Genomic DNA, 23927 nt, shown 5'->3' with positions numbered 1-23927 from the left:
ATTAACGGACCTCTTTGGGCCTAGCGCTCCAGCATCTGGCGCAGGTCGGAGACGGCAGATTTAATTTCCGTATCGGTCTTCATCTGCCGGGCGATCTTGTCGCAGGCGTGCATCACAGTGGTATGGTCCTTGCCCCCGAATTCCTGGCCGATCTTGGGCAGGCTGGCGTCGGTCAGCTCCCGGGACAGGTACATGGCGACCTGGCGGGGGATCACGATGTTGCGGACCCGCTTCTTGCCCTTCATCTCGGCTACTGAGGTCTGGAAGTAGTTGGCAACCACTTCCTGGATCTTGGAGATCTGCAGGCCCCGGCTCTTCTGGACCAGCTTCAAGTCAGCCAGAGCCGACCGGGCCAAGCCGATGTTGATGTCCTGCTTCTGGATCGTGGACTGGGCCTGAACCTTGACCAGGGCCCCCTCCAGTTCCCGGATGTTGGTATCGACCTGGGAAGCAATGTAGTCCAGGGTGGATTCATCGACTTCCAGGCCCTCGGATTCAGCCTTCTTGCGCAGGATGGCGATCCGCGTCTCCAGGTCCGGCGGCGTGATCTCGACCTGCAGGCCCCAGGCAAAGCGGGAAACCAGGCGCTCTGACAGGTCCGGAATCTCGGTTGGCAGGCGGTCGCTGGTCATGACGATCTGCTTCTGGTTGTTGTAGAGGGTCTCGAAGGTGTGGAAGAATTCTTCCTGGATCCCTTCCTTCTTGGCGAAGAACTGGATGTCATCCACCAAGAGCAGGTCGGCAGTCCGGTACTTTTCGCGGAACTGCTCCTGGGTCTTGTTCTTGATGGAGTTGATGAAGTCGTTGACGAAGGTTTCGCTTTGAATGTAGACGACTTTGGCGTTTGGCCGCTCTTCCAGCATCTGGTGGCCGATGGCCTGCATCAGGTGGGTCTTGCCCAGCCCGACGCCCCCGAAGATGAACAAGGGGTTGTAGAAGGTGCCGGGACTGTCGGCTACGGCCAAGGCCGCGCCGGCCGCCAGCTTGTTGCCTTCACCCTGGATGAAGTTGTCAAAAGTGTACTTCTCATTCAGGTGCAGGTCCCTGTTGAAACCGGCACTGACTGGCTCCGGTCCGGTGGTCCGGACGGGCTGGCTCTCCTTCTTCTGGGGTTCAACCATCCGCTCGCTGCGCTTTTCGCCTCCCTGCTGGACGACAAAAACCGGGTACACGTCGATGCCGGCGTAGGCATAGGCCGATTGAATCAGATTAGCGGAGATGTTTTGCTCCCAATACCCCTTTGCCACGGGAGTTTGGACGGAGATTACCAATTCACGCGTCTCCTTGTTGAAGGAAACGGGCTTAGTGTTTTTGAACCAAGCGTTATAGGAGACCTCGTTGAATTGCGAGCGCATTTCAGCGTTAAAGGTCTCCCAGAATTTATTTAAATCGAACAAAAAACATTCCTCCAAAAATTTTTTAGCAAAATTATTTTAGCATTTAACCCAACGGTTTTCCACAGGTGGAAGAAAGAAATCCAGAATCCACAGCTTGTGCAAAAGACTGGCAGCGAGCCTTGCGATTCATGGTGATAATTTTATCAAAAATAGCAAAATGTGGATTACACTTGTGGATATCTTTTCTTAGAGCCCCAATGAACGAGCCGGGACTGACCGGAATGTTTCCACAGGCTGTTCAAAAAGATTTTAACACCCTGTGGCTTGTGGATAAAGCTGCAGACAAGCCTGTTGATGACCGCGAAAAAATTTTTTATCCCCGGCTGCTTCGTCCACAAGGCGGGGATTTTTTTCCAGCCTTCTTAAGGAAAAAAGGGCGGGAATTTGCAAATAAGGCTTGGTTTTTCTTTTGCTTCGTGATATTCTAGATAAGAAATTGTGCACGTAGCACTAAAAAATGGAGGTGCAAATAAATGTCAACTAAGAGAACTTACCAACCAAAGAAGCGTCACCGTTCACGCGTTCACGGCTTCATGAAGCGTATGGCTACAAGCAACGGCCGTAAGGTATTGGCTAGACGCCGTGCAAAGGGTAGAAAAGTATTATCTGCTTAAGCCACTGAATCCCAGTGGTTTTTTTAATTCGCGAGAGTGTAAAGAGCTTTGAGAAAGTCATATCGAGTTAAATCCGAGCAGGATTTTCAGAACGTCTTTGAAAATGGCACTTCAGTCGCCAACCGGGCCTTCGTGATCTACACGCTGCCGCGGGAGGAGAACCGCCACTTCCGGGTCGGGATCTCTGTCGGTAAAAAGGTCGGCCACACGGCCGTGGCCCGAAACCGTCTCAAGCGCTATATCAGGGCCGTGCTGACCGAATACAAGGCACAGATCGATCCGCGCCTGGATTTTCTGGTCATCACTAGACCCTACGCTCGCGATTTTGACTGGGAAAAGACCCGCAAGAACTTGCTTCACGCGCTGGCTTTGGCCCATGTCATTGAGGAAACGCCAAATAAAGTCGAGGAAAAATAAGTGAAGGACATCTTATCGAAGAAAAGTGTCAAGCGCCTGATGGGCTTGATGGCACTTGTTGCGGTTTTTGCCCTGATTCTGAGTGGCTGTGCTACCCAGACCACCCAGAAGCCCGCGCCGATTTCTCATAATTCGGGCAATTGGTGGGACGCCTGGGTTGTCTACTACCTGTCCCAATTCGTCTTATGGATTGCCAAGGTGTGCGGCGGCAGCTACGGCTGGGCGATCGTCATCTTTACGGTCATCATTCGTGTGATCCTGCTGCCGCTGAATGCCATGCAGATCAACAGCACGAAGAAGATGCAGGACATTCAGCCACAGATCAAGGCCTTGCAGGCCAAGTATCCAGGCAAGGACCTTGAATCAAGAAACCAGCTGAACGAAGAGACGCAGAAGCTTTATAAGGAAGCCGGGGTCAACCCTTACGCGGGCTGCCTCCCGGTCGTGATCCAATTGCCGGTTATGTGGGCTCTGTACCAAGCCATTTGGCGGACGCCAGAGCTGCAGAACGGGAAGTTTCTGTGGATGGACCTGGGCAAGCCAGACCCATACTTCGTTTTGCCAATCTTGGCGGCCTTGTTCACTTTCTTGTCCTCATACATTGCCACCATGTCCATGCCGGATTCATCCCAGTCAATGACGACCAAGCTGATGAGCTACGGGATGGCCATTATGGTCGGTATTTGGGCGATCTACTTCCAATCAGCCATTTCCCTCTACTGGGTAATTTCCAACCTGTTCCAGGTCGGCCAGACGCTGGTTCTGCAGAACCCGTTCAAGTACCGCAAGGAGCAGGAGGCTAAGGCTAACGCGGAGCGTGAACGACAGCGCAAGATGAGAAAAGCCTACAAGCGGATCAACAAGCGCAAATAGCGCGGATAATCGAAAAGTCATCTAAAATTATTTTTAGATAAAGTAGTGAAAGTGCTTTATCCATCATTTCTCATGGTGGAAATTGCACTTTTTTTATACCAAAAAGACGAGGTAGACTTGCGATGGTGCAAAGATTAACGGAATTTGATACGATTGCGGCGATTTCAACCCCGATTGGCGAAGGCGGGATCTCGATCGTCCGCATGTCCGGCGAAGAAGCGGTGACGATTGCCAACCGGGTCTTCAAGGGCAAGAATTTGGAGCAAGTGCCCACCCACACGATCAACTACGGGCACGTCGTGGACCCGGCCAGCGGCCAGGTGATCGATGAGGTCATGGTTTCCGTCATGCGGGCGCCAAAGACCTTCACCAAGGAAGACGTCGTGGAAATCAACTGCCACGGGGGGATCGTGGTCACCAACGACATCCTGCGCCTGCTTTTGGCCAATGGGGCCAGAATGGCCGACCCGGGCGAATTCACCAAGCGGGCCTTTGTCAACGGCCGCATCGACTTAACCCAGGCCGAGAGCGTGATGGATATCATCCGGGCCAAGACCGACAAGGCCCGGGCCGTGGCGGTGCGGCAGCTGGCAGGGGGCTTACTGGAAGAGATCCGGGCTATCCGCCAGCAAATCCTGGACGTGCTGGCCAACGTGGAAGTCAACATCGACTACCCAGAGTACGATGAGGAGCAGGTGACCGCCGAAAAAATGCGGGCCTGCTCTGAAAAGGCGACCGCGGAGATCGACCGCCTGCTCCAGACCGCCCAAGAGGGGCAGATCCTCAGAAACGGCCTGGCCACGGCGATCGTGGGCCGGCCCAACGTCGGCAAGTCCTCGCTGCTCAACTACCTGACCCAAAGCGACAAGGCCATCGTCACCGACGTGGCGGGGACTACCCGGGACACGCTGGAAGAATACGTGTCCGTCAGAGGGGTGCCCTTGAAACTGATCGACACGGCTGGGATTCACCACACGGAAGACACGGTGGAAAAGATCGGGGTTGAGCGGTCCAAGCAGGCGATCGGTCAGGCGGACCTGGTCCTGCTCCTGCTGGATGCCAGCCAGGAATTGACGGCGGAAGACCAGCGCCTGCTTGACTACACCAAGGACAAGAAGCGGATCATCGTCTTGAACAAGACCGACCTTGGGGTTAAGCTGGACGCTGACCAGCTGGAAAGCAGCCAGAGTCCGGTAATCGCTACCTCAATTCTGCAAAAAGCGCACCTGGATGAGCTGGAAGACCTGATCAAGCAGCTCTTCTTTAGCGGGATCGAAAACTCCAACGACCAGGTTCTGGTGACCAACCAGCGCCAGGCCGGTCTGCTGGAGCAGGCCAAGCGGCAGCTGGCGGACGTGGTCAGCGGCCTGGAGGCGGGGATGCCCGTCGACTTGGTCCAGATCGATTTTACCGGTGCCTGGGAGACCTTGGGCGAAATCACGGGTGAGAGCAGCCCGGATGAGCTGATCAATGACCTCTTTAGTCAATTCTGTTTAGGAAAGTAGGCAAGCAAGAACAAGATGAAGACATACGTTACCAATGAATACGACGTCATCGTGGTCGGTGCCGGCCACGCCGGCAGCGAAGCGGCTCTGGCCAGTGCCCGGATGGGGCAGAAGACGCTGCTGCTCACTATCGGCCTGGACATGGTCGCCTTCATGCCCTGCAACCCGTCAGTCGGCGGTCCGGCCAAAGGGACGGTCGTCCGCGAGATCGACGCCCTTGGCGGCGAAATGGGCAAGAATATCGACAAGACCTACATCCAGATGCGGATGCTGAACACGGGCAAGGGCCCGGCTGTCCGTGCCTTGCGGGCCCAGGCCGACAAGTGGGACTACCATGAGGAAATGAAGCGGACCATCGAAAACACGCCCAACCTGACCCTGCGCCAGGCGATCGTCGATGAGCTGATCGTTGAAGACGGGATCTGCAAGGGCGTGGTTACCAACACCGGAGCCCGCTACCAGGCCAAGAGCGTCGTCCTGACCACGGGTACGGCCGCCCGGGGACGGATCTTCATTGGGGAATTGAACTACTCCTCTGGCCCCAACAACACGATTCCGGCCGTCAAGCTGTCCGAGAACCTGGAAAAGCTCGGCTTCAAGCTGCGCCGCTTCAAGACGGGGACCCCGCCGCGCGTCAACAAGAACACGATCGACTACTCCAAGACCGAAGAAGAGCCAGGCGACAAGGAGCCGCGCCACTTCTCCTTCACCAGCAAGGATGCCGACTACCTGAGCGACCAGACTTCCTGCTACATGACCTATACCAATCCGCGGACCCATAAGATCATCAATGAGAACCTGGACCGCTCGCCAATGTACTCCGGCGACATCGTTGGGGTGGGGCCGCGCTACTGCCCGTCAATTGAGACCAAGGTCGTCCGCTTCGCGGACAAAGACCGCCACCAGATCTTCCTGGAGCCGGAAGGGCGCAAGACCGAGGAAATCTATGTCGGCGACTTTTCAACCTCCATGCCGGAAGAAGTCCAGCTGCAGATGCTCCACTCAGTCGCTGGCCTGGAAAAAGCGGAAATGATGCGGCCAGGCTATGCTATCGAATACGACGTCATCGATCCTTGGCAACTGACCCACACCTTGGAGACCAAGAAGGTCAAGCACCTCTTTACCGCGGGCCAGATGAACGGGACTTCCGGCTATGAGGAAGCAGCCGGCCAGGGCCTGATTGCCGGAATCAACGCGGCCTTGAGCGCGCAAGGCAAGCCAGGCTTCGTTTTGGGCCGCGATGAGGCCTACATCGGGGTCTTGATCGACGACCTGGTCACCAAGGGAACCAATGAGCCTTACCGGCTCTTGACCAGCCGGGCGGAATACCGCTTGCTGCTGCGCCACGACAACGCGGACCTGCGCTTGACCGAGAAGGGCTATCAGCTGGGCCTGATTTCCGAGGACCGCTACCAGCGCTTCTTGGAAAAGAAAGCGGAAATCAAGGCCGACTTGGCAGAATTAAAGGACGTGACCGTGCACCCGACCATCGCCGTCAACGAATTTCTGGCTGGAATCGGCGAAGCGGCCCTGAATGGCGGGGTCAAGGGGGATGTCTTCCTCCGCCGGCCAAAGGTCACGGTTGCCGACTTTGAGCGCCTGACGGGCCATAAGCTGGCCGGGGACCGCTACGTTAAGGAGCAGGTGGAGATCAACGTCAAGTACGCTGGCTACATCAAGAAGCAGGAGATCCAGGTGGACCGCCTTCGCCGCCAGGAAGCCAAGAAGATTCCGGTTGACATCGACTACGACCAAATCGACGGCTTGGCCACTGAAGCCCGGGAGAAGTTCAAGCAGATCCGGCCGGAAACCATGGCCCAGGCTGAAAGAATCTCCGGGGTCAACCCAGCCGACTTGGCCATTCTCAGCGTCTACGTCCAAAACGGCAAGTACTCCAAGGTCAAGGATTAGCTGCCTATCTAAAAAATAATATAAAACTGTGCTTTTGTTATTCAGAAAAAGCAGGCGAATTTGAAATTTGTTATTTTTTAAAAGAATTACAAATTGCCAAAAAAATCTAAAAAATAATTGGTCTGCGCCACCGGGGGACAAAAGCAAAGTTAGCTAAAAAATCACAAGCTTGAAAGCAAGGAAGACACGATTTGTTTTTTCTATCGCGGAAAGCTTGTGATTTTTTTATATTTAGTAAGAGCGAGATCTTGTTATAACAGGCTTTGGTAGCCCTTGCAAAAGTGAAGAAATCTGTTTTAATGAAAAGCTGTAAGTAACAAATTTTAAGGAGATTAACTTATGGCAAAAATTAAAGGCGCTAACGCTGTTTTAGACGTGATGAACAAGTGGGGCATCGACCACCTTTACGGTCTGCCAGGGGGCTCATTTGACTCAACCATGAACGCGATCTACGAAATGCAAGACACTGTAAAGTACATTGAAGTACGTCACGAAGAAGCCGCTGCCTTGGCAGCTTCAGCTGAATACAAGCTGACTGGCAAGCTTGGCGTCTGCATGGGTTCAGCCGGCCCTGGCGCGGTTCACTTGATGAACGGTCTTTACGACGCTAAGTACGACAAGACCCCAATGGTTGCTTTGATCGCCAACGTTCCAACCCCTCGTCAAGACATCAACTTCTTCCAAGCCTTCGACGAAATGCCTTGGTTCCGTGACGTTGCCGTTTGGGTTCACCAAGCCAAGACCAAGGAAGCTTTGCCAGTCTTGATGGACACCGCGATCCGGACCGCTTACGCTAAGAAGGGTCCTGCAATCTTGATCATCCCTAAGGACTTCGGTTGGCAAGAAATCGACGACAACTACCGTGTGTCAGCCAACAACCTGTCAGCTGACAACTACGCTGCTCCAACCAAGGAAAGCGTTGAAGCTGCCGCTGCCTTGATCAAGGAAGCCAAGAACCCAGTTGTCTACTTCGGCTTGGGTGCTTCAGGCGCTGCTGAAGAATTGAAGGAATTCTCAGACAAGTTCAAGATGCCAATGATGTCATCATACTTGGGCAAGGGGATCGTTGAAGACTCATTCAAGCCATACCTTGGCACGATCGGCAGAATCGGCGCTAAGGCTCCTAACGAAGTTCAAGGCCACACTGACCTGGTAGTTTGGGTTGGCAACAACTCACCATTCTCAGTTCTGTGGTTCCCTAAGAACGCTAAGGTCATCCAAATCGACGTTGACCCAGAAAAGCTTGGCAAGCGCCACTCAGTAGACGTCGCCATGAAGGCTGACGCCAAGAAGGCATTGCGGGCCCTGATCGACGCTGGCGAAGCCCGCGAAGAATCACCGCTTTACAAGGCAGCCTTGGCTGACCGTGAAGAATGGGACGCATGGCTGGCATCATTCGCTGATGACCACTTGAAGGACGAAGGGCGCGTGCGCCAAGAACCAATCTGGGATGTCATCAACAAGGAAGCCGCTGACGATGTCGTCTTCTCAATCGACGTTGGTAACGTCAACATGGACCACGTTCGTCTGTTGAACATGAACGGCAAGCAGCGCTGGACTACTTCAGGCTTGTACGCGACGATGGGCTACGGCTCACCAGCTGCCTTGGCCGCCGCTACTGCCTACCCAGGCCGTGAAGTATGGCACCTGGCTGGTGACGGTGGCTTCGCGATGATGAGCGAAGAGCTGTTGACTATGGCTCGCTACAACATGCACGTTCTGACTGTAGTCTTCACCAACGAAACTTTGGGCTACATCGAAGCTGAACAACGCGACGAATCAAACCAGCCACTTTCAGGCGTTATCCTGCCAGACAACGACTGGGCTAAGGTAGCCGAAGGCATGAACGTGAAGGCCTTCACTGTTCACGACAAGGCTGAATTCGAAGCTGCCGTTAAGGAATGGAAGAAGATGGATGGTCCTGCCTTCATCGACGTTAAGTACACCAAGCACATGGCTTACTCAACTGAATTGAACACTTTGGACGACCCAGAATTCGTGAAGTACTACCACGCTGAAGCCCTGCACCCATTCTCATACTTTGCTGACAAGTTCGGCTTGGAAATCGACGCCGCTTCAGGTGCTTCCGGCCACTCAGAAGACAAGGAAGAGGCTTTGAAGGTTCAAGCCGTATCAAGCGCTTCTAAGCCAGAAAACGCCCCTGACACGACTTCAGGCGCTTCTCACTAATCAGCAGTGAAATAAGCAATTAAGAAAGCGAAACCTTTGGTTTCGCTTTTTTATGCTCACAAAGTATAATAGAGTAGTTAGAGCATATAAAGCAGAGCAGTTAGAGCTACTAGGAGGTTACTTTCATGCAACAATTCGGTGTGATTGGCTTATCGGTTATGGGCAAGAACTTGGCCCTTAACGTTAGAAATCACGGTTTCTCAGTATCTGGCTTCAGTATCGACAAGCCAGAAGTAGACGCCTTGGCTAAGTACGAGGACGACAAGCTGAAGCCTTGCTACACTTGGGAAGAATTCGTCAACTCCTTGGAAAAGCCGCGCAAGATTCTGGTGCAGATCATGGCTGGCGATCCAGTTGACCAAACGATTCAAAAGTTGATTCCGCTCTTGGACAAGGGCGATATTATCATTGACGGCGGGAACTCCAACTTCAATGACACCAACCGTCGCTACCACGAATTAAAGAAGCACGGCCTGCACTTTATCGGCATGGGCGTTTCCGGCGGTGAAGAAGGGGCTTTGCACGGCCCAGCCTTGATGCCAGGCGGCGACAAGGAAGCTTATGATGAAGTAGCTCCAATCTTGACCCAAATGGCTGCCAAGACTGCAGACGGCCGCGCCTGCGTGTCTTATATCGGGCCAGAAGGGGCGGGCCACTACGTCAAGATGGTCCACAACGGGATGGAATACGCCATCATGCAGGAAATTTCAGAAGTCTACGACATCATGCGCAAGGCAGCCCACAAGTCCAACCAGGAAATGGCGGACATCTTCGCTGAATGGGACAAGGGCGACTTGAACGCCTACCTGATTGAAATTGCTTCAAAGGTCTTGCGCCAAAAGGACGACCTGACTGACGACGATGTGATCGACCACATCCTGAACGTGGCCTCCTACAAGGGGACTGGCAACTGGATGCTGGAAGACGCCATCAAGCTGGGCGCGCCGATTACGGTGGTAGCGGAAGCCGTGTTGGCCCGCTTCATGTCCAAGGCCACGACTAGAGAAGGCAAGGAGATTTCATACCAGGGTGAAGTACCAGCTGACTTGATCGACAACCTGGGCAAGGCAATGTATTTGGCGCAAATCGTGGCTTATGCTCAAGGCTTCCAGCAATTGACCATGGCCGCTAAGGCATACGACTGGGAACTGAACTACCCAGCAATCGCGCAGAACTGGGAAGCGGGATGCATCATCCACGCCAAGACCCTGTACCACATTGAAGATGCCTACGCTGACGGCAAGCAGCTGGACAACCTCTTCCAAGACCCATACTTTGCCGGCGTGATGGAAAAGAACCTGCCAGCCTTGAGAGCAGTCGTTAAGCAGGCAGCCGCAGCCGGCATTCCAACGCCAAGCTTCAGCGCGGCCTTGAACTACCTGGAATCAATCTTCAACCCAAGCCTGCCAGCCAACATGATCCAGGCGCAAAGAGACTACTTCGGTGCCCACACTTACTACAGAAACGACCGCGAGGGCGTTTACCACACCGAATGGTATGAAGAAAAATAATCAAGCAATTTGCTGAAAAAGAAAGAGTGAAACTTCGTTTGAAGGTTTCACTCTTTTTTGCTTGCATAGCTAGTGAAACTGGATGCAGGGAATATGAATTAAGGAAAGTGGTGGCCGATGCAGCCCCAAAGTATGTCAACCGATTGCAATTTGGCGTTTTTTCGTCCCCGAGTTGACTCAACCGGTGTGGGATTTGCCGTTTTTCTCCCCCAAGTTGACTCAACCGGTGTGGGATTTGGCGTTTTTCGCCCCCAAGTTGACTCAACCGGGCTAGGATTTGGCGTTTTTCGCCCCCAAGTTGACTCAACCGGTGTGGGATTTGCCGTTTTTTTGCCCCCAAGTTGACTCAACCGGGCTGTTTTTTGATGTTTTTCGCCCCCAAGTTGACTCAACCGGTGTGGGATTTGCCGTTTTTTGCCCTCAAGTTGACTCAACCGGGCTGGTTTTTGATGTTTTTGCCCTCAAGTTGACTCAACCGGGCTGGTTTTTGATGTTTTTCGCCCCCAAGTTGACTCAACCGGGCTGTTTTTTGATATTTTTCGCCCCCAGATTGACTCAACCGGGCTAGGATTTGGCGTTTTTTGCCCCCAAGTTGACTCAACCAGATTTGGTTGACATACTTCGGGGGCGTTTTTCGACCAAATCCATGCCGGTTGACATACTTCGGGGGCTTTTTTCGACCAAAATCAAACCGGTTGACATACTTCGGGGGCGATTTTCGACCAAATCCAAACCGGTTGACATACTTCGGGGGCGATTTTCGACCAAATCCAAACCGGTTGACATACTTCGGGGGCGATTTCGGCCAAAAAACAAACCGGTTGACATACTTTGGGGGCAGTTTTTGCCAAAATCCAGACCGGTTGACATACTTTGGGGGCAACAGCAACGGTGGCACCCCCCAACTCCACCACGCCAACAAAAAAAGGACCCTGGTACCAGGGTCCTTCTATCAAGGCGGCCGAATTGTCCAAAATCAGTACAACATAGACGGCCGTGACTCCTTCTCGTTCACATCAAGGGTGTGTCAGCATCGACGCTTCCCGCGTCTGGCAGTTAAGCAGGATGCCCCCTATCTCAAAATAAGCACCATTCGTTTTTCTCGACTCGTCAGCCAACATTGTAGCCCCTCCGAGCCAAATTATCCAAAAGTCTACCGCCGCAGCCGCGCGCACCGCCTACGCTTAATCAGCTTGTTCAGCGCCTCCTGAAACAGGGCCGACAGCAAAAAGCCCAGCGCGATCGCCACCGTGATGATGGCGACGCGCATGATCATCTGCATCCCCACCATGTAGCGGCCATCGATAAAGCACCGCCATGTAGACCGGCGCCCTCGGCACACTTATGAGCGCCATAGACGTGAATGCAGCCGTAAGAGCTTTTTTCTTCGTCGAAGCAAGTTCATCAACTATGTTTCTCAAGTTTCCATAAGCGAGGCTGGTCTCTTGATGCCTGCGTTGGCTATACTTTAGCCGAAGGTATCTTCCCAAAAGATCAGGTCGTGTCTACCAAGACTCTGTACAACTACGTCGACCTTGGCCTTATGGACATCAGGAACATCGACCTCCCAGAAAAGGTAAAGTGCAATACCAAGGCTCGTCGTGTTCATGCAAACAAGCGCATTCTAGACCGAAGCATCGATGAACGCAGTCCTAGAATCGATACCCGTAAGGTCTACCAGATGCTATTGGCAAGTGTTCAATTTATTATTGCAATCGACATAAATATATAGTTGACAAATTTATCAAACAAGAATAGCGTGAAAACGGTTAAAACATATGGAAGGATGATAGGTATGAACAAAAAGAGAGCAACGATTATTTCTGGCTTAATTGTCGTTCTGCTGCTTGGGACATTGTTGCTGTTAAAGCACGTCGACAACAGCGCCAGCGCGATTTTGGAAGCTAAAATAACGGCTGACGATGACTCTAGAACTAGCTTTGCGACCATCTATGACAACGGGAAGGTCGAAAAAAGCAGGTCCAGCCAAAACAAGCAGTTTGTTAAGCCAATTGAAGTAGATCCACAAGTTTTTGTGGAGCATACGGACAAGAAAAACAATATTTACTTAACGGTAAACGAGAAAGCACTGAGGGAAAACAAACGGGTCTCTTCTGACGAAAACTGGGTCAAGCTAACTAAGCTGATCGCCAAGAGAAGCAAGCACGCTATCGCAATGCTGAGCCTGTTTAAGCTTGGTGATGACTACTATGCCTTTCTAAAATACAATGCCGGTCTTTCAGATGAGGGCAGCCTTTATCAGTACAAGAGCAGCTTGACTAAAGTGGCTACGCTTGATTCCGGCAAAATATCGGGCTTAAAGAAAAAATAAGCGAGCAAAAAAGCAATCATTGATAAAAAGAGTGAAACTTCGTTGGAAAGTTTCACTCTTTTTTGTTTGCATAGCTAGTGAAGCTGGATGTTAGGGCATGTGTCAATGACCTTTGCTTGAATTTTTTGTTGAAATTTTTGTTGAAATTTTTGTTGACAGGAATTATATGTAGAACTATGATGAAAGCGATTAAAGGGTAGAAAAATATAGATGAGGAGTCGTGTATATGTATATTATCAGGCAACAATGGCTGCAGGACAATGCTATACGTAAGTGGTATTTCCTAGCAGCCATTTTAATTTTATTTGGGGGATGCAGTACTGCAATTCTGGTAAGCGACGCGCCGCAAAATCAGTGGTTAAGCCAGACCATATTCTCACGCTTCCTGATTTTCAGCTTGCTGGTTCCTGCTCAGATCTTGCTTGTACTGAGTACATTTCGTGTCCGTCTGCAGGATATATATGTTACTGGGAGCAGGCGAATAATTTGGAAGCAGCTGGAGTACCATTTGGCGATGGCTTTGCTCGTGACCCTTGTGCCATGGGGAGCTGGCTGCTTAATCGGCATGTGCCTCAATGGCTGGGGGACCAGATTAGGGACTATAGTGGCAGAAGCACTGATTCGCTACCTGTATCTGGCTTTGTCCTGCCTGGCTATTCTCTTGCTAGTCAGTCTCTGTTCACTGGCTAGCAAGAGAATCTGGGCTTTTCTGGCCGGCTTTGTTCTAAGCGGAATTTCCTATTTCTTGAACGTCAACCATCATTTTTCCTTGTTATATGATTTTCTCATCGATGATCTGGGAACCCTGCTTCTGTCTCGCTTGCCGATCTTGCTAAGCATAGTCTTGTTTCTAGCTGTTGGCGTACAAATGGAAATCGCTAGAAAGGATTGGTAAAATGCGGCTTTTTAAAGATCAGTTCCTGTATTTCTGGCAGCTGATAAAGGTGAGATTCCTATCTTGGCTACTGTTGATCTGTTTGTTTTTACTAGTCGCCGGTGGTTTCATGAGAAACGGCAGAAGTGCCAGTATAATGGTCTTCCAAGGGCTTGGCCTGGCAGAGATAAGGGCTGGGATTAGAGACTTTCCGGTCTTGTGGTTCGGCTATTTCTTTTTCCCGCTGATGATTAGCTTGAATATTTTCAAGGAATTGTGGATCAGCAGGGTAATGCAGCTGCGGGGCCAGCAGATCAAGCCAAGTCATTTCAGCTGGGTCAATGTCATATTGCAATTGCTTTTGGCCGCAGTTTACGTCTTGGCAAGCAATGCCTGCCTGTGGTTGAAAGACTTTCTGTGTGGCAACGTTCCTCTTGTTCTGGGACCATGGCAAGGAGGAGCAGCAGAATTGCACTGGATGTTAATTGCCTGGCTTGGGGTCAGTTCATTCTTACTGATTCAAGCCAGTTGCAGTGAACTCACCCCCGCTTTGGGCTTGATTATGCCAATCGTCTTGTTGGTTTCGACATCTTTGACGACTTGGAGCGGCAATCCGTTGAATGCTTTAATGTTTAGCCGCTGGACCAGTGGCGCAGAGTTGTTTATGTTTGTGTGGACTCTAATCTGGGCTTTGCTGTACGTGTTAGTTGACAGCAAGCACGGCTGGGTCTAAAGGAGGAAGAATGTTTATTGAGTTAAAGAATGTAAACAAGGTCATTTCAGGCCGGCAGCTGCTCAGTCAAGTCAACTGCGAGATTGAGGCTGGCCAGATCGCGGTTTTTGAAGGGATCAACGGGTCGGGGAAGACCTTGATTTTAAAGACGATTTTGGGCTTGATGAAGGTTGATGGGGAAGTCTTGGTAGCTGGCAAGCAGGTCAAGCCGCAAGATGCTTATCCAGTCAAGGCCGGGATTCTGATTGAAAATCCTAGCTTGATTACAGACTTCACGGCAACGCAGAATATGGAGCTTTTAGCCAAGCTTGATGAGCATATTTCTGCAACTGAAATCGCAGAATTGCTGAAATACTTTGACTTAAGCCGCTTTCCTAATGAAAAGGTAAAGAAGTTTTCTTTAGGGATGAAGCAAAAGCTGGGCATTGCCGAAGCCTTCTTGGGCTCATATCCGCTGATTGTCTTAGATGAACCGACCAACGCTTTGGACAGCGACAGTATTGATAAGTTGGTGGATTTGATCAAGTTGCGGCAAAGCAAGGGATGCACTTTTGTCATCGCTTCACATGACCGGGATTTTGTTGAGCAAGTGGCAACCAAGCGCTTTAAAGTTGAAGAAGGTGTGGTTCATGAAGCGTAAAATGTGGCTGGCGGCAGCCATCGTCTTGTGCGTGCTAGCAGGCCTACGCTATTGGCAAGTAAACGCTAATCCTGTTTGTCGTGGGGTAGACAAGGAAATTTTGGTCAAAAAAGGGCAGGAGGTTCATGCTCCAGGAATTGACTTTAAGATTCTATCCGCCAAGATGGTCAAAGGGAAAGATAACGTCTATTTGACTGTAAAGGTTGATCTGAAAGACCGTGGCTATCACGCGGATGGCAAGCGCGGCATAATCGCAGCTGTTGACAAGATGTATTTCAACATGCCATACAGCATCAGCAATCCATCAGATCTTGATGTGGTGGATGGCAAAGGTCACAAGATAACCATTGGACATTTGACTAGCAAAACTCCCCAGCCATTGACGCTGAAATTTGACAATGTGCGAAGTTGGTATGATACAGAAGACGCACCAGCTAGATTCAGCTTTTTGGTTGGGGATGGCAATGGGTATAAGAAGTATTCAATGCTTCTGGAATGAGCCTAATTTTTAGGAGGTATATTATGTTACACAAAAAAATCGTTGTAGTAATTGCATCAGTTTTGATGACGTTGGGGATTGTGGCTACAGCAGCACCTGTATTCGCGGGGAATACGGGCAATACTTATTGGCGTAATGTTTATAGAGTTAGTTCTCCTTACGACCATACTCCTGCTCGCAAGAAGGAAAACAGATCAGCTTACTATAGCAAGACAAACAACGTACATATTAAGGGGGGCTATATCGTAATTTGGGCAGCCCTTTACGATGGTCGTGATGTTTCAGGTGGTCACAGTTATAAGAGTTATCAAGGTCAAGTAACTCATTTGTGGAATGAAGCCGTAGAACGTTATGGGAAAGGTGTGGCTGTAAGAATCAATTCGAAGAAAGCCGCTAACGGATGGGCAGATGGCGTTTGGAGTCCAGACACTAAGTAAGGTATGGAAAAATGAGTTTATTATGGTCAAGATTAAATAAGCGCTGGTTTGTTGCGGCAATCGCTGTTGGCATGGCAGTGGGCTTGGGTCAGATAATCGTCAACTGCTACACCGGTATGGCGAATATCGACTCTCCTTACACCCGCTGGTTATCAATTAATACTGACTCATCTGCAACGACAATTTTCTTTATCCTCTTGCCTTTCTTAGCCAGTATTCCGGCAGGAAATATGTTAAAAGAAGACTTAGACAGCGGTTTATTCAACAAATTTAAACTGCAGGTACCTTTAGCCCATTTGATTAAGCAATATGTGGCTATGGCTTTTTTAACCGGATTTGTGGCCATCATGATTCCGCTACTTTTAAACTTGTTGGGGTATTTGTTGATTCTTCCCAATTTTAAGCCAGATAATTTGCTGAATATCAATATTGGGGTTTTCAACTTCAACACCATGCTGGTTTCTTTGTATTATAGTCATCCATTTGTTCACGCATGTCTTAATATATTGCTAGCTTCTGTCTGGGGAGGTTTGTTTTCGGTATTTGTCTTGGTCAACTCGGTTTGGATTAGAAATCGCTTTGCATCATTGAGTACAGCCTTGGTTTTAGAGCTAGTACTAATGGAGCTAAACGCCGTTCTACCAATTGACTATATGCCAAGCATATCGCCTACGAATTTTTTGCCAGAGCTGGGGGACCGTCCTTTGTTGTGGCTGACAGCTTTGATGACGATTGTGTTAGCTGCCTACTGTATGGGGATGTATAAGCTGGCTTGCCGCCGGGCCGTGCTGTAACTTTCGTGCGAAAGGGGAGGAGCCTAAGTGTGAAGGTTATTAAACAGCAGTGGCTGTTAGATACTGCTGTACACAAGTGGTATCTGCTAACGGCCACATTGCTATTCTTTGGAGGATGTAGCAATGCATTTTTAATAAGTAATACACAACAAAGCTTGTGGTTAGAGCAAACTCTGTTTTCTCGCTTTCTGATTTTCAGCCTTCTGATACCTAGTCAGATGTTGCTCTTATTAAGTACCTTTAGAATTAGGTTTCAAGATATTTACATCGCAGGTGGAAGATGGATTATTTGGAAGCAACTTAAGTACCGTTTGATAGAGATACTGTTTTTCAGCCTTTTACCATGGGCGTGTGGCAGTTTAACGGGGATGCTTGTTAATGGCTGGAGGCCGACGTTAGGGGCAGTAGCTACTGAGGCATTGATTCGCTGCTTATATCTGATTTTGTCGTGCTTAGCTCTTCTTTTGCTTACCAGTTTTTGCTTTCTAATTAGTAATCGAATTACGGCCTTTCTAGTAGGGTTTGTTATAAATGGTCTTTCTTTCTTCTTGAATGTTAACCACCACTTGTCCATAATTTATGATTTTGTTGTACCGGAATTTGCTACTTTACTCTTTTCCTGCTTGCCGATAATGTTAGGTTTGCTTCTTTTCTTGTTGCTCATTGTGCAGCAGGAGATTTCCAGAAAAGATTTGTGACAACAAAACAGCATATAGCAGCAAAAAAGCAGTCATTAATGAAAAGAGTGAAACTTCGTTGGAAAGTTTCACTCTTTTTGTTTGCATAGCTAGTGAAGTCAGATGCGGGGAATGTGGATTAAGGAAAGCTATTACAAAATCAGAATATAAAACTGGCTATGGCTATCTTATACTATTCTTTTTCATAAAAAGCTGTTTAGTATAGAGTTGACAAATAAATCTGCCAGAAATATATTGAAAGCGGTTAAAAATATAGGGGGAGCATGTTATGGAGTTTATTCGATCTCACAAAAGGTTACTGGCTATTTCTGGCTTAATTGTCGTTCTGCTGCTTGGGACATTGTTGCTGTTAAAGCACGCCGACAACAACGCTAGCGCGATTTTGGAAGCCAAAATAACGGCTGACGATGGCTCTGGAACTAGCTTCGCGACCATCTATGATAACGGGAAGGTCGAAAAAAGCAGGTCCAGCCAAAACAAGCAGTTTGTTAAGCCGATTGAAGTAGATCCACAAGTTTTTGTGGAGCATACGGATAAGAAAAACAATATTTACCTAACGGTAAACGAGAAAGCACTGAGGAAAAACAAACAGGTCTCTTCTGACGAAAACTGGGTCAAGCTAACTAAGCTGATCGCCAAGAGAAGCAAGCACGCTATCGCGATGCTGAGCCTGTTTAAGCTTGGCGATGACTACTATGTCTTTCTAAAATACAATGCCGGTCTTTCAGATGATGGTAGCCTTTATCAGTACAAGAGCAGCTTGACCAAAGTGGCAAAGCTTGATTCCGGCAAAATATCGGGCTTAAAGAAAAAATAAGCGAGCAAAGCAATCGTTGATGAAAAGAGTGAAACTTCGTGTTGGGGTTTCGCTCTTTTTTATAGACGAATATGATGCAAAATAAGCCAAATTTGACGTTTGTTCAGCAGAAAATGTTTCCTGGGCTTATAATGATCGCGTAAGCTGATTAATGCTTTTTAGGAGGAAAAATTATGAAAAGAAACAAGATTTTAGCTTCAGTTTCAACGGCTGCTTTAGCCTTGGGAATGTTGACAGTCATTGGTGAAAAGCAAGTCAATGCCGCGGACAATGATAATCCCGCTGACATCGTAACGGTTGTGAACTATACTCCGGCTAAGTCAGCCGTAACTGCCGTTAAAACCAGCTATAACGCCAAGACCAAGTCATTGACGATCACTGGCAAGGCCAAAGGCGCAAGCAAGGTGGCTGTCAGCTACAATGCCAAGGCACTTAAGCCAGTCAAGGTAACCAAGAAGGGGCAATTCAAGACGACCGTCAAGTTTACCGGCTACAAGAACTTCTCTCTTACCGGCTTAAACGCCAAGGGAAAGGCGGTAACCAAGGCCTACGTTTTGACCAAGGACAACTACGCTGCCGCTAAGCCAACCCTGCTTAAGGCTGACCGGACCAAGAAGGGTCTGACCTTCACGACCGATGCCAAGAAGAAAACTACTTTAAAGTTCTACTACAAGAACAAGCTGGTCAAAAAGTCTAAGGTGACCAAGGACAAGCAAAAGGTCTTCTTCTCAGCCAAGTCACTGAAGGGCAAGAAGGGGAACTTCAAGGTCGTTGCCTCAGCTGCTGGCAAGAAGAGCAGCCAAGCATCCCAATTCAAGATTATCGGCGTTGGCCAGGCAACCGTAATCAACTACTAAAAGCGAAGATAACTCTAGAGAGCGAAACTCCATCCATGAGCTTCGCTCTTTTCTTTTGCCTTTTCTGACGAAAATGACGCGAAAAGTGGCAAATTTGACGGCTTTCGTTTCCGGCCAGCTCCTTGGCCTACAATTGCCTTGTAAGTTGATTAGATGAGGAGGGAAACAATGTTTAATTTTATCTTGGAAATGGAAAGAAACTTGGAACGCGACGGAAAAGACGCCAAGCTGAAAAGACGGCGCAAAAGACGGCGCAGAAGACAGCACAGATACAGCTTCATCTGCTTCCACGGCAATGATTAAAGCTGGAAAAATCCGCCTCTTTTCCCTTGACCGCTGGCAAATTCTGGCGGTTCTGCTGAGCTGTCTGGGCACGGCCTTTTCCCTCCGGATCCCTCTCTTGCTAAAGCAAGTGATCGATCAGGGGAAAATGCTTTCCCGGACAAGCAGCCTAGGCCAGATCGGTTGCTGCCTGCTCATTTCCAGCCTTTTGGAAGCCGGCAGCCAGTACCTGCTCAGCCTGGCCGGAGACGAGCGGATCAGAGACCTGCGCCTGCTTTTGCAGGAGAAACTCCTCCGCCTGCCTTGGAACTACTATAAGGAAAACAGTCGCGGCTCCTTGCTCAGTCACGTCCTAAACGACAGCTCAGTGGTCAAGGATTTCACGGTCAGCGTCCTGCCCTCAGCCTTGGTCAGCCTCTTGACGGTTGCCGCCAGCCTGGGGATCTTGCTCAGCCTGGATGTCAAGATGACTTTGGTGATCGTTTCGACTTTTGCCTTGATCGCCAGCAGCGCCTTCCCTTTAGGAAAAATCAATGAGCACTTCGCCTACCAAAACCAGGCCAAGCTCAGCCAGGTGTCTGCTGATTTGGATGAAAACCTGGCCAATATCAAGCTGATCAAGCTGACCAATGCTCAAGCCGGCGTTTTGCAAAAATTCCGCGGCGACCTGCAGGACTTGTTTGCCCTGTCCCGGAAAACTGACGCGGTTTTCAGCATTACCGGGCCCTTGCAGACGGTCTTGACCCTGGCCGGCTTTCTCCTGATTCTGCTCTACGGCAGCCAGCGCCTGGCTAATGGCAGCCTGTCTTTGGGGATGTTGAGCTCATTTATCATGTACATGTTCGGCATCATTTCCCCGATCAACAATTTGGGCAACTTTTACATGAGCTATGCCGAAGCCCGGGGCTCCCTGAAAGCCATCAGTGAAATCCTGGCCCAGCCGGATGAAGCTGATCCTGGCCAAGAGCTGCCTAAAAAAGCCGCTGACCTCAAGGTCCGCGCCCTGACCTTTGCCTATCCAGGCAGCCAGAGTCCGGTTTTGCGGGACTTGTCCTTAGACTTTAAAGAAGGGGCGAAAACAGCTTTAGTTGGCCCATCTGGGGCCGGCAAGACGACCTTGATCAACCTGTTGACCCGCTTAGAAGCTGGCTATCAAGGGCAGATCCTGCTGGGCGACCTGGAGGCTAAAAGCTGCCGCTTGCCTGCCTGGCGGGACCTCTTCAGCGTGGTGGCCCAGGACAACAATATTTTTGCTGGTACAGTCGCCGAGAATTTGCTCTTTGGCTTGGAAAAATCCGTCAGCCGGTCTGACATGATCCAGGCCCTGCAAGCAGCCAACCTTTGGCCGGAACTGGACCTGGACACCCAAACGGGGGAGGGCGGCTGGAAGCTGTCCTTGGGGCAAAGCCAGCGCCTGCAGCTGGCCCGGGCCTACTTGCGGGATGCCCCTTGCCTGATCCTGGACGAAGCCACGGCTAACCTGGACCCCGAGTCTGAAGCCAAGGTCAGCCAGGCCGTCGACCGGATTGCCCAGGAAAAAATTGTCATCATCATCGCCCACCGCTTATCGACGATCGCCAATGCTGATAAAATCTACTTTCTGGATCAAGGTCAGGTTCAAGCAGCTGGCAAGCATGAAGACCTGCTGGGGCAACTGCCGAAGTACCGGGCCTATGTCGAAGACCAGCTGATTCCGCTGGCAGAAAGCAGGTAAAAGAAATATGGACTATCAAGCACAAGATTATCAGCCTTATCTGCAGAGCGGCTGCTTTTATGAAGCAAGCAAAGCGAAAGACCAAGAATTTATCTGCCAGCCGCCCAAGGATTGGCAGAACTTTTACCAAGGAGACTGGCACTGCTGCCTCAGTCCCCGGCCTTTGGCCCAGCAGGGCTGGAAGATCCACTTGTCGGTGGCTTTGGGGCAGGAGCAGGAGATGCTGGATGTGGTCAGCCGCTACTGCTTTGCCCATCAGCTGTCCTTTAAATGGACTAGGTCCAGGCGGGCCTGGCTATTAAAAAATTCCAAGTACGCCGACCGGGTGGCTAGCGGGAAATTTATCACCATTTACCCGGAAGATGGAGAATTCATCCAGACAGTCTTTGACTTAGCGGCTTTACTAAAGGAGTTTGCTCCTGGTCCCTATATTTTGAGCGACCGCCGCTGGCAAGCCAGTCCGGTTTACTACCGCTACGGCGCCTTCAAGGAAATGATTAAAGAAATTGCCGGGCAAAAGCGCTGCTGCCTGCAGGCCCCAGACGGCAGCTGGTTGGAGGACCGGCGCTGTCCTTATTATTGCCAGCCGGACTTTGTGCAAGAACCGGCAGAATTGGCGAAAAATAATTTCCAAGTCAAAGGGGCCGACATCAGCCGCTTGACTGCTTACCAGATCAAGGGGGCCCTTCACTTTAGCAATGGTGGGGGCGTCTACTTGGCCCAGAAAAATGGCAAAAATTACGTGATCAAGGAAGGCCGACCGGCTGCGGGCCTGGATGGCCATGGCCAGGACGCCTTCAGCCGGATCCAAAAAGAAGCCGCTTGGCTGAAGAAGTTAGCAAATGTACCGGAAGTGGTAGATATCAAGGAAGATTTCCAGGCCTGGATTCATGCCTACCTGGTTGAAGATTATGTTTCCGAGCAGACCTTGGGGGACTATGTGGCGGAAAACTATCCTTTTTACTCGGAGAAGCGGGCGGCCTACGTGGCCCAAAGCCTGCGGATCGCGGAGAAGCTGCGCCGGGCCGTGGCTCACGTTCATGCCCAAGGGGTCGCGATCGGTGACCTGCAGGCTGATAATGTCATGATTACGGAAGACGGCGAGGTCAAGCTGATCGACTTTGAAGCGGCCGCATCCCTGACGGCACCTTATAATCCAGGAATCATGACGGCCGGTTTCAGCGATTGGGCCCTGGAAACTTATGAGCAGGCTGACTTGTATGGCCTCTACCAGACCATCCGCTTTCTTTTTCTGCCAATCAGCAACCGGGCAAGAAGCAGCTGGCCGATGCAGAACTTGAATCTGCGTTGCTATTTTTCAAAAGAAGCGGCCGACTACTTGGAAGACTTGCGCCAGCAGCTTCTGCCCAAGTGTCCCTTGCTAGGGAAAGAAAACAAAGATGATGACAGGCAAGAAGGAACCTGGCCGAGCTTGAACGAGCTGCGGGGAAATATTTCCCGGGGAATAAAGGCCGACTGGCAGAGTCCAAACTTGATCAAGGGCGACTTGCCCCTGTTAGAAGATCCAGACCAGCGGCTGACGGTCGACAACGGCGCCTTGGGCTACGGCCTGCTGGTGGCCAGGTGCGGGCAGGCGGCAGAGAAGAAGAAATTTTTAGCTTGGCTGAGAAAGCAGCCAATGGAGGAGCTAACGGCTGCCGGCTTGTTTACTGGCAAAGCCGGACTTGGCGGAATCGTCTATGAATTGGGAGACAAGGCCTGGGGGCGGCAATTAATCTGGTCAGCCCAAGGAACCAGCGCAGATTTGTCTCTAAGGTCTGGCCTCGCGGGAATCACCTTAGCAAAAATCGCCCTGGCTAAGGAAGAAGGTCTGGCGAAAACAGTTGAGTTGATTAAAATAGGAGAAGAAATTGCTGCCGGCTATGAGAAAATGCCGGGCAAGGGCCTGCTGACCGGCCGGCTAGGCGCGATTCTTGCCTTATGGAAAATTGGCTGCTTATTAAAGCGGGAGGACTTTAAAGAAACAGCCAAAACAGGACTGGATGCCTTGCTGGAAAAAGATTTAGTGCAAGTGGACCAGCATGTATTTTTGGCAGAAGACGGCCGGCGAATGCCTTACCTGGCAAACGGGACGGCTGGTCTGGCCCTGGTCTTGGCGGCAATTGCCAAAGACGAGCCGAAAGAGGATCGATATCAGGAAATTATCAAACAGGCAGCGGAAACGATGGACAGCTTCTGCAGCTACATGGGCGGCTTATTTACCGGCTATGCCGGCTTAATGCTGCCAGACCTGGCCTTGGGCCGGAAGAAGGCGCTGGGAGAAAAAATCCGCCTGCTTAACAATTATTTATTGCCAAGGGAAGAGGGGACTTTAGTGGCTGCTTCCCGCGGCTACCGCTGCTCGATGGACCTGGCCGCGGGAGCAAGCGGAGTTTTGCTGCTGCTAGAGGGAATCGCGCGAAACGACGCCAGCCTCTGGCTGCCCCTTGTCCAGACCAAGAACTGGCAGCTTTTTTAGGAGGATGGCGATGAACTTTATTTTAGACCTAGAGCGCTTTTGCGAAGAAATTGAGCACGAGGCGAAGGCAGAAAAGCCCAAAAAGAAACACAAAGGTTTTTCCTTTATCTGCATTGGCAGCGTCGTAGATGGTCGTTACTATGGAGAAAAACGATGAACTTTATTTTAGACCTGGAGCGCTTTTGCGAAAATCTTAGCCATGATATAGAAAAAAGCACGCACCACATGATACGGCCCTTGTCAAGTAGACAGAGAAAATAAATAAAAAATTACCGATTTGCGTAAGCAGATCGGTTTTTTCATTCCTTCTGCTTCTTGGCGTTAATTTTCGCCCAGTATTTGATGATTCGATT

Annotated in this window: 24 protein-coding genes and 1 pseudogene; 23 read left to right on the top strand and 2 right to left on the bottom strand. The window is 50.3% G+C overall.

The features are described from left to right. Positions 1 to 20: 20 nt before the first annotated feature. A complete protein-coding gene (gene dnaA / locus FYJ62_RS06610) occupies positions 21 to 1397 on the bottom strand; it encodes a chromosomal replication initiator protein DnaA (protein ID WP_154548924.1) in 1377 nt (458 codons plus the stop codon). A gap of 65 nt (positions 1398 to 1462) precedes the next feature. On the opposite strand from dnaA, the gene FYJ62_RS06605 reads away from it, so the two are divergent. The 8 genes from FYJ62_RS06605 to gndA all read left to right on the top strand — a co-directional run bounded on the left by FYJ62_RS06605 (position 1463) and on the right by gndA (position 10418). Next, complete coding sequence (locus FYJ62_RS06605) at positions 1463 to 1825, top strand: hypothetical protein (RefSeq protein ID WP_154548923.1); 363 nt, start codon at positions 1463 to 1465, stop codon at positions 1823 to 1825. A 45-nt stretch (positions 1826 to 1870) separates the two neighbouring features. Further along, positions 1871 to 2011 (top strand): 50S ribosomal protein L34, encoded by a 141-nt coding sequence (rpmH, locus tag FYJ62_RS06600; protein WP_008459582.1) that lies wholly within the window; start codon positions 1871 to 1873, stop codon positions 2009 to 2011. A gap of 48 nt (positions 2012 to 2059) precedes the next feature. Beyond that, positions 2060 to 2428 carry a ribonuclease P protein component gene (rnpA, locus tag FYJ62_RS06595; protein ID WP_154548922.1) on the top strand — a complete coding sequence of 123 codons (369 nt, stop codon included), beginning with the start codon at positions 2060 to 2062 and terminating at the stop codon, positions 2426 to 2428. Continuing rightward, complete coding sequence (locus FYJ62_RS06590) at positions 2429 to 3301, top strand: YidC/Oxa1 family membrane protein insertase (protein ID WP_326832008.1); 873 nt, start codon at positions 2429 to 2431, stop codon at positions 3299 to 3301. A 122-nt stretch (positions 3302 to 3423) separates the two neighbouring features. After that, positions 3424 to 4806, top strand: coding sequence for a tRNA uridine-5-carboxymethylaminomethyl(34) synthesis GTPase MnmE (gene mnmE, locus FYJ62_RS06585; RefSeq protein ID WP_154548921.1), 1383 nt, complete (start codon positions 3424 to 3426; stop codon positions 4804 to 4806). A 15-nt stretch (positions 4807 to 4821) separates the two neighbouring features. After that, positions 4822 to 6717, top strand: coding sequence for a tRNA uridine-5-carboxymethylaminomethyl(34) synthesis enzyme MnmG (gene mnmG, locus FYJ62_RS06580; protein WP_154548920.1), 1896 nt, complete (start codon positions 4822 to 4824; stop codon positions 6715 to 6717). Positions 6718 to 7056: 339 nt separating this feature from the next. Further along, on the top strand, positions 7057 to 8907 hold the full coding sequence (gene spxB, locus FYJ62_RS06575; protein ID WP_154548919.1) for a pyruvate oxidase: 1851 nt from the start codon (positions 7057 to 7059) through the stop codon (positions 8905 to 8907). 125 nt (positions 8908 to 9032) lie between these two features. Continuing rightward, positions 9033 to 10418, top strand: coding sequence for an NADP-dependent phosphogluconate dehydrogenase (gndA, locus tag FYJ62_RS06570; RefSeq protein WP_154548918.1), 1386 nt, complete (start codon positions 9033 to 9035; stop codon positions 10416 to 10418). Positions 10419 to 11571: 1153 nt separating this feature from the next. On the opposite strand, the gene FYJ62_RS10930 is transcribed toward gndA, so the two are convergent. Next, positions 11572 to 11694, bottom strand: a complete 123-nt coding sequence (locus tag FYJ62_RS10930; protein ID WP_268233452.1) for a hypothetical protein — start codon at positions 11692 to 11694, stop codon at positions 11572 to 11574. A gap of 64 nt (positions 11695 to 11758) precedes the next feature. Between FYJ62_RS10930 and FYJ62_RS06560 the strand changes: the two are divergent. The 15 genes and pseudogenes from FYJ62_RS06560 to FYJ62_RS06495 form a co-directional block, all read left to right on the top strand. Further along, positions 11759 to 12090, top strand: a pseudogene (locus FYJ62_RS06560) (IS30-like element ISL7 family transposase); the annotation flags it as partial. Positions 12091 to 12213: 123 nt separating this feature from the next. Next, entirely contained in the window at positions 12214 to 12750 is a 537-nt protein-coding gene (locus FYJ62_RS06555; protein ID WP_154548949.1) for a hypothetical protein, read from the top strand. Between the two features lie 226 nt (positions 12751 to 12976). Further along, a complete protein-coding gene (locus tag FYJ62_RS06550) occupies positions 12977 to 13645 on the top strand; it encodes a beta-carotene 15,15'-monooxygenase (protein ID WP_154548917.1) in 669 nt (222 codons plus the stop codon). A gap of 1 nt (position 13646) precedes the next feature. After that, entirely contained in the window at positions 13647 to 14357 is a 711-nt protein-coding gene (locus tag FYJ62_RS06545) for a hypothetical protein (RefSeq protein ID WP_154548916.1), read from the top strand. Positions 14358 to 14367: 10 nt separating this feature from the next. After that, a complete protein-coding gene (locus tag FYJ62_RS06540) occupies positions 14368 to 14997 on the top strand; it encodes an ATP-binding cassette domain-containing protein (protein WP_003613078.1) in 630 nt (209 codons plus the stop codon). Next, on the top strand, positions 14987 to 15496 hold the full coding sequence (locus FYJ62_RS06535) for a hypothetical protein (RefSeq protein ID WP_154548915.1): 510 nt from the start codon (positions 14987 to 14989) through the stop codon (positions 15494 to 15496). Before FYJ62_RS06540 ends, FYJ62_RS06535 begins: the two co-directional genes overlap by 11 nt. Before the next feature lie 23 nt (positions 15497 to 15519). Further along, positions 15520 to 15933 (top strand): hypothetical protein, encoded by a 414-nt coding sequence (locus FYJ62_RS06530; RefSeq protein WP_154548914.1) that lies wholly within the window; start codon positions 15520 to 15522, stop codon positions 15931 to 15933. A gap of 11 nt (positions 15934 to 15944) precedes the next feature. Then, on the top strand, positions 15945 to 16727 hold the full coding sequence (locus FYJ62_RS06525; protein ID WP_154548913.1) for a hypothetical protein: 783 nt from the start codon (positions 15945 to 15947) through the stop codon (positions 16725 to 16727). Between the two features lie 29 nt (positions 16728 to 16756). Then, positions 16757 to 17425 carry a beta-carotene 15,15'-monooxygenase gene (locus FYJ62_RS06520; protein ID WP_326832007.1) on the top strand — a complete coding sequence of 223 codons (669 nt, stop codon included), beginning with the start codon at positions 16757 to 16759 and terminating at the stop codon, positions 17423 to 17425. Positions 17426 to 17693: 268 nt separating this feature from the next. Beyond that, positions 17694 to 18242, top strand: a complete 549-nt coding sequence (locus FYJ62_RS06515; protein ID WP_154548911.1) for a hypothetical protein — start codon at positions 17694 to 17696, stop codon at positions 18240 to 18242. A gap of 173 nt (positions 18243 to 18415) precedes the next feature. Beyond that, positions 18416 to 19099: a zinc metalloproteinase gene (locus FYJ62_RS06510; RefSeq protein WP_154548910.1), complete on the top strand. Its 684-nt coding sequence runs from the start codon at positions 18416 to 18418 to the stop codon at positions 19097 to 19099. Between the two features lie 168 nt (positions 19100 to 19267). After that, entirely contained in the window at positions 19268 to 19402 is a 135-nt protein-coding gene (locus FYJ62_RS10925; protein ID WP_268233451.1) for a hypothetical protein, read from the top strand. Further along, the gene (locus FYJ62_RS06505; protein WP_154548909.1) at positions 19395 to 21095 is read left to right on the top strand and encodes an ABC transporter ATP-binding protein; all 1701 of its coding nucleotides are present in this window, start codon (positions 19395 to 19397) and stop codon (positions 21093 to 21095) included. The genes FYJ62_RS10925 and FYJ62_RS06505 overlap by 8 nt, the downstream gene beginning before the upstream one ends. Positions 21096 to 21102: 7 nt before the next feature. Next, positions 21103 to 23574, top strand: a complete 2472-nt coding sequence (lanKC, locus tag FYJ62_RS06500; protein ID WP_154548908.1) for a class III lanthionine synthetase LanKC — start codon at positions 21103 to 21105, stop codon at positions 23572 to 23574. A gap of 10 nt (positions 23575 to 23584) precedes the next feature. Next, positions 23585 to 23731: a hypothetical protein gene (locus FYJ62_RS06495; protein WP_154548907.1), complete on the top strand. Its 147-nt coding sequence runs from the start codon at positions 23585 to 23587 to the stop codon at positions 23729 to 23731. Positions 23732 to 23927: the final 196 nt, after the last annotated feature.

The sequence above is a fragment of the Lactobacillus porci genome, assembly GCF_009695985.1.
In the GTDB taxonomy this organism is placed as follows: domain Bacteria; phylum Bacillota; class Bacilli; order Lactobacillales; family Lactobacillaceae; genus Lactobacillus; species Lactobacillus absianus.
This window is presented reverse-complemented; position numbering and strand designations above follow the sequence as displayed.